Genomic DNA, 13162 nt, shown 5'->3' with positions numbered 1-13162 from the left:
AAGAGCGGGCATCGTGAAAAGTCTATGTCAAAGAAAGGGTTATGTTCTCATAATTGACGATTAAATCGCACCTTCCATAGCCAGTAAGACTATCTGTACCAGGGGCGTCCGTTAAGGCCAGCACCCGTCCATAGCGATCGGAACTCACCATCATATAACGCTGCCTTTTTTTAAAGGCTACCTCATCCACATTCATATGACGGGCTGATAATGGCTTTTCTATTCGGGCAAGACCTCGCTTAACTGTCCGGGTTATAATGTCGTAAACCGCATTCCAGCTGAACTTAAGTTGTTTCATGGCCGCGTCAACGGTTCTGATTTTCAGCCATGAGAGAACGAACGATTCAAACAGCAGCGTATACCGGCCGCATGGCCCCGTCCACGGAACTGGCAACGTCTGGCAGCCATATTTCGGGCACGTAATGTGGGGAACATCGGCTTCGACGATTGTGGCGAACAGGCCGGTATCAAGCTGTCGCCAGGTGAAGTCAGCCTGGAAAGGTACCAACGAAAACTCGGCATCACTCAATAAACGAGCCCAGGGAATTGTCGCACCCCCCAATCACTCACATGGCTGATTTTAAAGGGCCATAACAGCCCTTTAAAATTATTCTCATTTATCTGGAATAATAAAACGGCTAACCGACTGTAATTTTTCGATGGTCTCTTCCAGCTCCCTGTCAGGCAACGATTGGTCAATAATCCCCGCACCAGCCTGTAACGCCACGCCACGACCATGCTTATAAAGCGAGCGGAGCACCAGCGCCGCATCCTTTTCACCCTGGCTATTGACCATGAACACGCTGCCGCTATAGGCACCGCGTGAGACCGGCTCCAGTCGCTGAATCGCTTCTATCGCCGGGCGCTTAGGTATCCCCGAAGCAGTTACTGCGGGAAACAGTGCACCAAAGGCATCCCAGGCATTGAACTCTTTGCGAAGTTGTCCTTTTATCCGAGAGGCCAGATGCTGCACACTGCCACGCAGTGAGACATGCATAAAATCGCTGACGTGGGTTGAATGGTTCTCACATAGGGGGAGCAGTTCTTCAATGGCGAGCTTGACGGACACTGCATGCTCAGCAATTTCTTTCGTATCGTTACTGAGCACTTCGCGCAATCGCCGATTTTCGGCCTCGTCAGCGGTAAGTGCTCGCGTACCGGCCAGTGGTTGAGTGCTGACTGCGCCAGAATCAGAGACTTCAACCACCGTCTCAGGGCTAAACCCAATGAAGTGATCGTCATTCAATCGGGCAACAAACGAACGTGCCGGGGTATTGAATCGGCGGCCAACGTGATAGCTAGCTAATAAATCGACTTGAGCGGCAAGGGTTATTCGACGAGAAAGAATAGTTTTCTGATATTCACCGCGCTGAATTTCTTCCACTGCCAGGGCAACGCGCTGGCAATAGTCGCGCGCATCCTGTTCGCGAATCTGTTTGGCGATTGAAGCTTGCCATTGAGCATCAGGTTCTGGAAACACTGCAACACGATCCGCCGCCTGAACACGCTTCACCAGTTGCGATAAATCCTGATCAGAAGACGCGATCAGTTGTGCTTCCCCCGGCTTTAATTTGATTTGCACATGCGGGATAAAGAGGGTCAGCAGGGGCGTTGCCCCAGGTAAGTGTTTTGGCTGCACATCGTGTATCAGGTGTGAGAACTCGAAATGGCTCACACCATAAGCCTGCCAGTCGCTAAAGGGAATCGCATCCAGCGCCTGTTGCAGATTTGTCTGCCAGCTGCCACCTTGCCAGCTCTTTTCCACGGCGTTGGGCAGGGTAAGTTCAGCACGATCAACATACAGTGAGATTTTTACCTGACTGCCTATTCCAATATCCCAGCATTCGTCGCGCTCATAGGCAATGTGACAATCAGATTCGTTCTTCAGCAAGTGATAAATGACATCGAGCGGGTCAGCCTGCAGGATGAGGGTATGGCTGGACTCACTGCTGTCCAGGGCAAGCATGGCAATATCCGCCAGCTGACGCTTATCGATCTTGCCAACGGCGGTTAATGGCCAACGCTTAACAGGTAATAACTGGTCAGGCAGTTTATTATTGCTGACACCTTGTTGCTGCAGGTAGCCACGTAAATCAGCCAGTGTCAGGTGGGTATCACCCGGTAAACAGGCACAGATACGTTCACCCAGGCGTGCATCCTCAACACCAATTACGACGCAGCTTGCCACATCAGGGTGATTAGCGATAAACGACTCAATCTCTGCGCAACCCACCTTTTCACCGGCACGATTAATTTGCTCTTTGAGCCGACCTTCCACGACGAAGTTGCCCGCATCGGTCAGGCGCACCAGGTCACCAGAACGGTAAAAATGATCCGGTGTGAACGCCTGCAGGTTTTGCGCTTCAGCGCGATAATAGCCGCCGATAGTATAGGGGCCGCGGGTAAGAAGTTCACCGGAGACTTCGATTCCTACGGGAAGTCCATCCTGATTCACCACTCTTATTTGGTCCGCATCCGAAATCGGACGACCCTGAGTGTGTAAAATTACGTCATCGCTATCATCAAGCCGTGTGCAACAAATTAGTCCCTCAGCCATACCGAAAACTTGCTGCAGCTGACAGTCAAAGGTGGGTTTGACTTTTGCTGCCAGTTGACTATCCAGCCGTGCTCCCCCTACCTGAATAAATTGCAAACTGGAGAGGTCACTTTCATCCCATGCCCGACACTCCAGCCACAGGGTGACAAGCGGTGGTACCAGTGCAGTGAAAGTGACTTTCTCCTGCTCAATAAGAGGGAACACTTCATCACAGCCTGAGGTTTGCCCCAGCACCACTTTGCCGCCTGAGAATAGCGTGCCCAGCACTCCCGGGCAGGAGAGGGTGAAGTTGTGTGCCACAGCCAATGTCGCCAGATACACACTTTGGCTGGAAAGCTGGCAGATCTCCGCCATGCGACGTGCGTTGTAAAAGTAATCGGCGTGCGTGCGTGGTATTAATTTGGGCGTACCGGTGCTGCCACCAGAAAGGAGGAGGAGGGCAATATCTTCTGCATGCGGTGCAGGCAAAGGCTGGGGCTCGGACTGAAACGCTGTCATCACTGAGTCTGCATCGTCATGGATATTCACCTGCCAGCGTTGCATACCGGGATGTTTAACTGCCATATCCGATGCCAATGTTTGATAGTCATGCCCAAGATAGTGATGAGGATAAAACCAGGCTTTGGGTTCTGCCAGTTGACTCAAGGCATCAATGTCTGCCGCTTTCTGGCCAGGCATGGCAAGAATCGGGCGTGCGCCGAGACGGAACAGAGCGAACAGTGTTGCCACGAGGCCAATACAGTTTGGCAACTGCAGCAACACATTATCTTGTGAGCGAATCCCACGCGCGGCTAATCCCGCAGCAAGTCTGTCGGCCAGATTATCCAGCCCGGCGTAACTCAGATGCTGCTTTCCTGCCACCAGTGCTATGCTGGTGGGTTGCCGAATTGCCCACTGGCGTAACTGTTCGCCCAGTGGTTGATCGACCCAATAGTCATTTTGTCGATAGTGTTCACGCTCACTGTCACTCCAGGCGCTGTAACGTTGACGTTCGTTCATCATCTTTCTCCTTGCCGAAAAAGGATTGCCGACTACTGGCCGGCAATTACATCAAAAGTCCCAGCTAAATTTGGCAATCACCTGACGGCCTGCACCCCAGAAACAGCCTGTATCGGTGGAATAGCAACCCGCGACAACTTTGCGGTCCAGCAGGTTTTGTGCTGTCAGTTGCACTTTGCCAGCGCGTAAAGAAGGATCGAGTTTGCCGAGCTCATAACGAATTGAAGCATCCATCAGGCCATAACCCCCGGTGTTAAACTGATTGTCCATGGTCCCTCCTTTGGTGCCGCCGCTGAAACGCCCCCCCACAGCGACGCCTAAACCCTCAACCTCTGTGCCTGCTGGCGCCTGCCAGTCCAGCCATAGCGCACCAAATGTCCGTGGTACGCGCAGTGGGGTTTTGCCTTCGCGTCCTTGAGTGTCCTGGGTGTACTTCACCTGCTGCAGTGTGTAGCTACCGATCACACTGAACTGTTCGGTTAAGGCGCCCCGTGCCTCCAGCTCCAGCCCGCGTGCACGAATTTTTCCGCCCTGGGTCTGGAAAGCGGAATTCGCCAGATCAGTGCTCAGGCTCTTGTCCTGTGTCAGGTTGTACACAGCGGCAGAAAGCAGGGTCGTGGTGCCCGGTGGCTGATACTTCACGCCAAACTCATAGAGTTCGCCGCGACTGGGTTTAAAGGGTTGTTGATCGCGAGAAAGACCGGCAACCGGCTGGAAAGATTGCGCCCAGGTGAAATAAGGCGAGATGCCATTGTTAAACAGATAATTCAGGCCAACACGTCCCGTGGTGGCCTGATCGTGTTGCTCGTAATTCTGGCCATAGAGAAAATCTTTATTGATGATTTTGCTCCAGTCGTGGCGGATACCCACCGTGGTACGCCACTGCTGCCAGGCAATCTGGTCCTGCAGATAGACGCCCGTTTGCGTGGATGAAACGCGGCTATCCTGCCACAGCGCGGTTGGGCCAAATTCGGCGACACCATAGTCAGGATGATAAATATCAAGAGATGACACGCTGCCACTACCGTAGTAAGTTTGGCCGCGCATATGGTCAACGCCCACACCCGTCAGTAACTCATGACTCAATGCACCGGTATCGAAAAAACCGTGGATCTGATTATCAAAATTGAGTGTGTTGTAATGCTCGTCAGAGACTGCGGTATTGCGGCTAATGGTGCGCATATCGTCGTTCAGACCTGACATGATCACTGCATCATAATTGGACGTTTCGCCGAAATAGCGGCCTTTTAAGACCGTGGACCAGTCTTCGCTGAAATTATGGGTGTAGCTGTAGCCCACGGTTGATTGTTTACGACTAAAGGTGTTGTGGTTTGGCTCACCCGGGTAAGCATCCCGCGGCAGTTTGCCATTTGGGTTGGTGAACACCGTGCCATAGGCAGGCAAAGAAGTGATCACCCCCAAATCCGGGTCGTACTGAAAGCGTGAGTAAAGCGTAAGACTGTTGTTGTCATCAGGATTAAAGGTGATGGAGGGGGCCAGCGCATAGCCTTTGAGTTTCGTGCCCTGCTGCATGCCGTCGGCGAGATGGCCGGTGGCGACGAAGCGATAGAGTACGCTTCCGCTGTCATTCACTGCGCCACCAAAGTCCAGGCCGACCCGTCCGTAATTCTGCGTACCACCTTCAACTTCTACATGACGAATCGTTTCACGCGTCGGCAATTTGCTGGTGAGAGCAATGACACCGCCGGGATTTGATAACCCATACAGCACGGACGCGGGTCCGCGTAAGACATCGATCTGTTCCAGAAGGAAAGGGTCGACCTGCTGCACACCAAAGAGCAGGCCATTGGTATTGCGTAAACCATCCTGAAACACATCGGAATAGCCAGTGTCGCTGTAATTAAACCCGCGAATAGTGAACTGATCAAATGCGGTTACGCCGCCCCATTGCTCGGCCGCCACGCCTGGCGTGTAGCGCAGTGCTTCGTTCAGGCTGCGTGAGTTTTGGTCATTCATCTGCTGACGGGTGATCACTGACACTGATTGCGGTGTTTCCACCAGCGGTGTCGTGGTTTTAGTTGCGCTGCTGCTTTCCTTTGCCGAAAGCCTGCTTCCGTGTGACACCTCATCCTGTGCTATCACTGTTATGGTCGAATTATTTTGCTGCGCCCAGGCACTTTGCAGCGCGAGGGTGAATAATGAAAGTGAAAGGCCCGTTACTGCGCGTTGTGTGATTTTTTTTCCTGCCAAATACGAAGCGGTGCGTTCCATAACAATCCTCTGCCTGAAAATAATAAAAGGTTTTCTTAATGCTTATTTTGAGAATGATTATCAATAGCGTTGGTGGTTATGTAATGATATAACATATGACGTGGTCATTAATGAAGCGGAAATTTAAAGATTTCGTTAAGGGAGAGGCGGGGATATGAACCAGAGTTTAACCAGAAGAACACTGATAAAAACAATGGGTATTGGCGCGGGTATCGCGCTCAGCAATGGGTTTTTACCGCTGGCATGGGCAGATGAACCCAAGCCGCGAAGAGGTGGAATACTGCGTGCCGCGTTCGCAGGTTCCAGCAGTGATTCAACCGACGTGTTGCGATCCACCAACAGTAATATCGACTATGTACGCGCACGCTTAGTGTGGGATTCATTAGCGGAAGTAGACAATCAACGTATCGTATGGCGCCTGATGGAATCTGCAGATCCTAATCACGATGCGACACGCTGGACCGTAAAACTTCGGCAGGGCGTCACATTCAGTGATGGTCGTCAACTCACCAGCAAAGATGTGATGTTCAGCCTGCGTACCTGGATGAGCCAGCCGGGTAGCCAAAGTGGCTGGCTGAAGCCGCTCGATCTGACGGCATCACGTCTTGAGGATGATCGCACACTGACATTGCAGTTGCACAAACCGGTGGGTTCATTTGATTTATTACTGGCGCAGTCAATCTTTATTTTTCCAGAAAATACGCAGGACTTTACTGCGGCAGTGGGGAGTGGACCTTACATACTCAAATCCTGGTCACAGGATAAAAGTGTGTTGCAGGCGCGTTCAGACTATTGGGATGCGGCAAACGGTGGTCCGTGGCTGGATGAGATTCAACTCTACAGCGTCGGTGACACCACTGCACGTCTCAACGGTTTGAAAACGGGGCAGTTTGATTATGTGGGGGGGATGGCGCTACTCACCGCGCGATCAGAGCAAGCTAATCCGGCAGTGAAACTGTGGCACTCTCCGAAATCGGAGATGAGCAATCTGGCATTTAGTATGAATCTCAGTAAGGCGCCCTTTAATCACGCCGCGGTTGTCGAAGCGCTGAAATATGCGATTGACCGGGAAACGATGGTACGCGCAGTGACCATGGGATTAGGCGAAGTCGCAAATGATGCCCTGGGCGCGGGGCAACCGTGGTTCAATGGGGAATTGCCGACCCGCCATTACGATCCTGAACGTGCCCGTGCGCTGTTGCAGAAGGCAGGCATAGCCTCTGTTGCTGCAAAGATACGCACCAGCGACTACGAATACGGTACGGCCGAAAGCGCTACATTACTGCTACGCCAGGTAAAAGGGACGGGATTTGATCTGCAACTGGACCGCGTTCCCGCTGCCGATTACTACAGCGATTTTAATCTGCTGCTGAATACACCATTACAAACCAATCTCTATCGCCCGATGCCGCTGCCCGTTGCGTTGCCATTCTATTATGGCCATGCGGCTCCCTGGTCATTCACCGGCCCGGCTACGCCGCAACTTGACGATCTGATGAATGCGATGCAGGCAGCACGCGGTGATGCGTTGCGCCAGCGTGTTGCTGATGTCCAGCACTACCTGTGGCAGCATGGCGGTGACGCGATATTTGCGCGAATTCCGTCTATTGCCGCTTCTGCACCAGGTGTGTTTGGCGTCAAAGCGGCTGGCTTCTTTGACTATCCGCTGCTGCGTGATGCCTGGCTGCGTTCAGCATGAAGTGTCAGGTTTTAATTAAGCGCCTGCTATGGCGTGCATCGCAGGCGGTTTTCACCTTGTGGCTTCTTTCGGTGATGATCTTTTGTGCCATGTCGCTGGTTAAAGGTGATGCTGCCAGCCAGCGTCTGGCGGGGACGGGGAGTCGCGAGCAGGTGACGGCGTTACGCGCGCAACTGGGTCTTGATCAGCCTTTAGCTGCACGCTATCTGCAGTGGGCCAAGGGTGTCATGCACGGTGACTGGGGGACCAGCTACTTAAACGGGCGATCCGTAAGTACGCTCATTCGCGAGCGTGGAGGGAGCTCACTGGCATTAGGGGCCAGCGCCAGCGTGTTGCTGGTGGTGATCGCCCTGGGCTTAGGCATCTATTGTGGGCTTCATCCAGGCAGTGTCATCGACAGGGGCATCAGTCTTCTTTCCCTGGGATTCGCGGCGTTACCGGAATTTGTGACGGGCACACTGTTGGTAATGGTGTTTTCGTTAACGCTTCACTGGTTGCCTGCGCTTTCGCTTCTCTCCCCGGGCCAGTCGTTGTGGTCACAGTGGTCACTGTTTATTTTGCCAATAATGACACTGCTCAGTGTCGCGTTAGCGCAGAACATCAAACTGGTCCGCCTTGGTGTTATGCGTGCTTCTCAGTCTCCAGCCTGTGAATGCGCCCGGTTGAATGGAATAGCGGAATACCGCGTGGTATTGCACTGGATCCTGCCCGAAGCATTAGGCCACTGTTTACCGGTCCTGGCACGTTACATCACTTATCTGTTTGCTGGCGCACTGGTTGCAGAAAAACTGTTTGGCTGGCCAGGCCTGGCAGCGGCACTTCTTAATGCCACGCTATCGCGCGATACGCCAGTGGTGATGGGCATCTCGATGGTGATGTGTACACTGACGGTGCTACTGAATCTCCTCGCGGATAGTTTGACCGGGCTGCTTAACCCTGCTGCTTTCCGGGGAGGGCGCGATGCGTAAACGGCCATATGCAGGATTCGTCTTCTTCAGCCTGATGGCATTCATCGGTCTTATCGGCCCCTGGCTGGCACCTTATGCGATCGATGAGATACGTGATATGCCCTTTGCTTCGCCAAATTCAGTGGCGTGGATGGGGACAGATTATCTCGGCGCAGACGTCTTCAGCCGCCTGCTCAGCGGTGGTCAACAACTCTTATTGCTGGCCTGCCTGAGCGTATTACTGGCCTGGCTGATTGGCGGACTGATGGGGATGCTTGCGGCGTTGAAAGGACGCTGGATTGAACGGATGTTGTTGTTGCTGGCTGACATCCTGCTCAGTATTCCGGGGCTGCTGTTACTGACACTGGTGGTCACCGTTAGCGGGCGCGGTTATACGGCCGCAGTGGTTGCGGCGATATTGGTGATGGTGCCCGATATTTTCCGTCTGGTTCGTGCCGCGACGTTGCAACAATTACAGCAAGATTACGTCGACATGGCGCGCTGTCGGGGGGAGTCACTGGCAGCGATTCTCTTTCGGGAGATCATGCCTAACCTGTTACCCCTGCTCAGTGCAGATGTTGGCCTTCGCCTGCTGGCAGCCATTTTCATTTTGGCCACCGCCAGTTTCCTTGGGCTGGCGGCGCAACAACCCCTGGCTGACTGGGGGCTGATGATCATGGAGAACCGTCAGGGGTTATCGTTTCAACCCTGGGCAACCCTCGCGCCGATCTTTGCTATCCTGCTGCTGCTTATTCCTCTGAACCTGAGTCTGGATGGATTGTTTGTTTATGCGCGCAGAAGATATGCGCCTCCTCCGGTGGCCTCGTTTTCGCACGCACAAAGCATTGCCGATAGCAGGCTAAATATTCAACAGCTTAGCGTGGAACTTCCTGAACAGACGTTGATCAACACCGTTTCGCTGCAGATAAAAAGGGGGGAAATTGCGGCGCTGGTTGGTACTTCAGGCAGTGGTAAAAGTACTTTGCTGCGTGCGGCACTGGGGCACTTTCCTGACGCCACAACTGCCATTCGCGGTGAGGTATGGCTCGCGGGGCAGTCGCTCTTTTCAATCAATGCCCGAGCATTGAGAAAGCTGCGTGCCCGGCACGTTGGCTTTGTACCGCAAGATCCCCGTCTGAGCATGGTACCTTCGCAAACGCTGGGCACGTATTTACGATGGATGGCCGCGCGTCGCGGACTCACAGATGCTCAACGCGATCAGCAGGTGACGTCTCATTTCCGTCAACTGGGGCTGCCCGATGATGCGGCTTTTTTGCGGCGTTATCCACATCAAATCTCTGGCGGACAACTGCAACGCGTGATGGCAGTGGCTGCTATGCTTGGCTATCCTGGCTTGCTACTGATGGATGAGCCGACCAGCGCGCTGGATGGATTGAGTACCCAGGCGGTGATGCACTGGATCGCCTCCACTGCGCGCGCGCATCAGATGAGCGTGCTGTTTGTCGCACACGATTTACCACAGGCGAGTCAGATAGCCGACCGGATTCTGGTGATGTCAGAGGGGGAAGTGGTTGAACAACAATCCACTCAGGCATTTTTGCGCACACCTGGTACCCAGGCCGGTCAGCGCCTGCTCAATGCCTGGTTGCCTTGCCCCATCCCTGAGCAGGAAGCCTCCTCTGCTCAGGTCGTCCTGAGTGCTGAGGCCGTAGGGGCTGCTTATGGCGGACGCACTGCACTGACCTCAGTACAGTTTTCTCTGAGACGTGGTGAGACACTGACCATTGCGGGCCGATCCGGCGGCGGTAAAACCACTCTTATGCGCATTCTGGCAGGTTTACAAACTGATGCCACCGGCACCTTAAGTCTGCATAACATGCCGCTACCTCTCAGCATTCATCAACGCAGCCCGTCGCAAAAATGGCAGCTGCAATATGTCGCACAAAATCCCGCCAGCTCCCTGAATGCTTTCTATAGCGTGCGTGCGTTGCTGCGCCGTCCTCTGCGTCTCAGCGATCCTACATTAAGTGCTGAACAGTGTGAACAGAGGGTCATCAGCGTGATGGCGCAGGTCGGGCTTGAGGCCCATTTGCTTGCTCGAAAACCGTCGCAACTCTCCGGCGGTCAGCAGCAGCGTGTGGCACTTGCGAGAGCATTAATTACCCGCCCTGACGTGTTGTTGTGTGATGAAGTGACCAGCGCCGTAGATGGGCCGACGCGTATGGGGCTGACCCTGCTGTTGCAAAAGTTGCAACAGCAGGGTATCGCTCTGTTAATGGTCACTCATGATTTGACCCTTCCAGTACAGTTGGGTGGTTTACTCATGGTCGTCGAGCACGGGCGGGTTGTCGAACAGGGGCGCGTTTCCGAATTGCTTGCAAGGCCCACGCATTCCGTGACATCCCGGCTCATTTCAGCAGTACAACTTACAGAGGAGACAACGCGTTGACTTCCCCCTGGATACGAACATTAAGCGGATACATTAAGCCTGAGTTGCAACTGTTTTGTCTGCCGCACGCGGGCGGCAACGCTGGTCTCTATCGCGGCTGGCGTGAACATCTTCCGCCGGAAATTGAATTGAATGTGATCTGCTATCCCGGTCGTCTGGAGCGTTGGCAGCATCCCATCCCCGCGACAATGCCGGAGCTGGTGGGGGAAGTCTCGCGGGCTATTGCTCCGCATCTTGGCGAGAACTGGGCTATTTTCGGCCACAGTATGGGAGCCGTTGTCGCGCATGAAACGGTTCTGGCATTGAAATGCGATGATTTACCTCCACCGCAACTGTTGGCGGTGTCCGCCCGTGAGGCGCCGCAGTTTCATCAGCCCGGCCTTTTACATCAACAGGATGATGAAGCACTGTGCCGTGAGTTACTGCGCCTGGACGGCACCGATCCCGTGTTGTTGACCCTACCCGAGATGCGCGAACTCATTCTGCCCACGATGCGGGCGGATTATGCGTTGATTGAGCAGTGGCAACTGAGTTCCAGACAGCTGCTGTCATGTCCCATCGCCGCCTTCATGGGCAGCGAAGATCCGGAACTTGATCAGCAGCAGGCGGAAGGATGGGCAAGCTGGACAACAGCCAGTTTCACCCTGGACTGTTTTTGCGGTGGACATTTTTACTTCAGGGAACACTTACAGCCACTTCTTTCAAGATTACTGGCACGCTTAAGTGAGGTTCAGACACTGTCCTGAGTCTGTTCTGGCTGTGGTTGTACCGGACGAATCAACCACAGTGCCGCCAGACCAGCGAGGGCGCTTGCAACGGCGGCAACGCGGAATGAGAGGTTTAATCCATCTACCCATGCCCGCAAGGCCCGTTGCTGCAATTCGGGCACGGCATTCAGCACATCAAACTGCGCGCTGCTGATGGCCTGAAGGGCTGATGCAGGCTGACTGATACCAGTGGCACTTAACAGGGAGAGCGGCAAAGCTTGCTGGATCACATGGTTGAGTAACAGTCCAAACAACGCGATACCCACGGCGGTACCGAGCGGGAAGAACGTATTTGCAGTGCCCGATGCTGCGCCAGCCTGATGTGCAGGAACAACACTAACAGCAAGATCCATCAGATGCGGCATGGTTAATCCAGCACCGATACCCAGCATCAACAGCAGCGGAAGGATCACCAGCCAGTCGCTGTGGATTTGCACATGGCTACTGAGGGTCAGACCGAGAGCCACAATGAACATGCCAATTGCCAGCACTATGCGGACTGGAATCAGTCTTGAAAGCGGACCACTTAATCCGGCGGCGACCACCATCGCCAGTGACTGACTCAAAAGAATCAAACCGGTGTGCCACGCCGAATAGTGCAACAGGCCGCTCAGCCAAAGCGTAATAAACGGCAGCAAGCCAAAACTGAAAATGCGGCCTGCAAAGCTGAGCAGGATTGCCGCCAGGAACGTAGGGATGCGAAACAAACGTAAATGCAGCAGGGCGCGATCGCCCCGCTGAGCCTCAATCCATAAAAACAATAAAGCCGAAGTGATCCCGATGAGCAGTGCGAGGCGGACAAAGGGAGTGGCATCAGATGAAAAGTTGAGTACGGCGTAGTTGAGGCTAAACAGGCTGAGAGTGACGAAAACCGCGCCAGCAACATCGACAGGATAACGCGGTGCGGGTACGGGTTTTTCATCAACATGGCGCAGGGTGAGAAAAATGATCAGTAATCCGACGGGGATGTTGATGGCAAACAGCCATGGCCAACTGGCCCATTGGATGAGTATACCGCCAATCAGGGGGCCAGTTGCTGCTGACACGGCTCCCCCTGCGGCAAATAATCCCACCGCGCTGGTGCGAATCTTGGGTGATTCACCCTCACAGGCACTGGCAATCAGTGCCAGCGCAGTCCCCAATACCATGGCACCGCCAGCGCCCTGGAGTATACGGGCAACGATCAACGCATTGATGGTAGGTGCCAGTGCGCAGCCCAGTGAAGCCAAAACAAATAATCCATTACCACACAAAAATATCGGGCGCCGACCCAGCCGGTCGGAGATGGCGCCAGCCAGCAATAACAAGGCAGCAAAGCTCAGGGTATATCCATTAATTACCCACTGTAACTGTGCGAGATTAGTAAGGAAACCTTCACCTATTTTTGGTAGCACAATATTCACGACTGTGATGTCCAGCGTCATGATAGCAGCACTCAATGCGGCCACCAGTGTGGTCCATCTACGATTTTTTGCCTGTTCTTCATTCATTAACATGCCGTTATTCCTTATTTTCATCCCGTCATTTACAAATTGTATTAAAAAACCATCG

General features: G+C 53.7%; 6 protein-coding genes and 3 pseudogenes. 4 read left to right on the top strand and 5 right to left on the bottom strand.

All coding sequences use genetic code 11. The features are described 5' to 3' along the window. Positions 1-70: 70 nt before the first annotated feature. From ACSZO1_RS09190 to ACSZO1_RS09175, 4 genes and pseudogenes are all read right to left on the bottom strand, one after another. Positions 71-481, bottom strand: a pseudogene (locus tag ACSZO1_RS09190) (ISL3 family transposase); the annotation flags it as partial. 132 nt (positions 482-613) lie between these two features. Further along, positions 614-1876, bottom strand: a pseudogene (locus tag ACSZO1_RS09185) (salicylate synthase); the annotation flags it as partial. An 87-nt stretch (positions 1877-1963) separates the two neighbouring features. Next, a pseudogene (locus ACSZO1_RS09180) lies at positions 1964-3472 on the bottom strand ((2,3-dihydroxybenzoyl)adenylate synthase); the annotation flags it as partial. A 135-nt stretch (positions 3473-3607) separates the two neighbouring features. Further along, entirely contained in the window at positions 3608-5641 is a 2034-nt protein-coding gene (locus ACSZO1_RS09175; protein WP_437611718.1) for a TonB-dependent siderophore receptor, read from the bottom strand. A gap of 301 nt (positions 5642-5942) precedes the next feature. Here ACSZO1_RS09175 and ACSZO1_RS09170 point away from each other — a divergent pair, with 301 nt between their 5' ends. The 4 genes from ACSZO1_RS09170 to ACSZO1_RS09155 are packed head-to-tail and all read left to right on the top strand — an operon-like array spanning position 5943 to position 11590. Further along, positions 5943-7487, top strand: coding sequence for an ABC transporter substrate-binding protein (locus ACSZO1_RS09170; RefSeq protein ID WP_437611716.1), 1545 nt, complete (start codon positions 5943-5945; stop codon positions 7485-7487). Further along, positions 7484-8455: an ABC transporter permease gene (locus ACSZO1_RS09165; RefSeq protein ID WP_437611714.1), complete on the top strand. Its 972-nt coding sequence runs from the start codon at positions 7484-7486 to the stop codon at positions 8453-8455. The genes ACSZO1_RS09170 and ACSZO1_RS09165 overlap by 4 nt, the downstream gene beginning before the upstream one ends. Beyond that, positions 8448-10844, top strand: a complete 2397-nt coding sequence (locus tag ACSZO1_RS09160) for an ABC transporter ATP-binding protein/permease (protein ID WP_437611712.1) — start codon at positions 8448-8450, stop codon at positions 10842-10844. Before ACSZO1_RS09165 ends, ACSZO1_RS09160 begins: the two co-directional genes overlap by 8 nt. Further along, positions 10841-11590 (top strand): thioesterase II family protein, encoded by a 750-nt coding sequence (locus ACSZO1_RS09155; protein ID WP_323711225.1) that lies wholly within the window; start codon positions 10841-10843, stop codon positions 11588-11590. Before ACSZO1_RS09160 ends, ACSZO1_RS09155 begins: the two co-directional genes overlap by 4 nt. On the opposite strand, the gene ACSZO1_RS09150 is transcribed toward ACSZO1_RS09155, so the two are convergent. Beyond that, positions 11575-13107: an MFS transporter gene (locus ACSZO1_RS09150; RefSeq protein WP_437611710.1), complete on the bottom strand. Its 1533-nt coding sequence runs from the start codon at positions 13105-13107 to the stop codon at positions 11575-11577. The genes ACSZO1_RS09155 and ACSZO1_RS09150 overlap by 16 nt on opposite strands. Between the last annotated feature and the right edge of the window lie 55 nt (positions 13108-13162).

Origin of the sequence: Erwinia sp. V71, assembly GCF_965644245.1 — a bacterium.
In the GTDB taxonomy this organism is placed as follows: domain Bacteria; phylum Pseudomonadota; class Gammaproteobacteria; order Enterobacterales; family Enterobacteriaceae; genus Erwinia.
The sequence above is the reverse complement of the archived record's forward strand: the minus strand, read 5'-3'. Positions and strand labels throughout refer to the sequence as shown.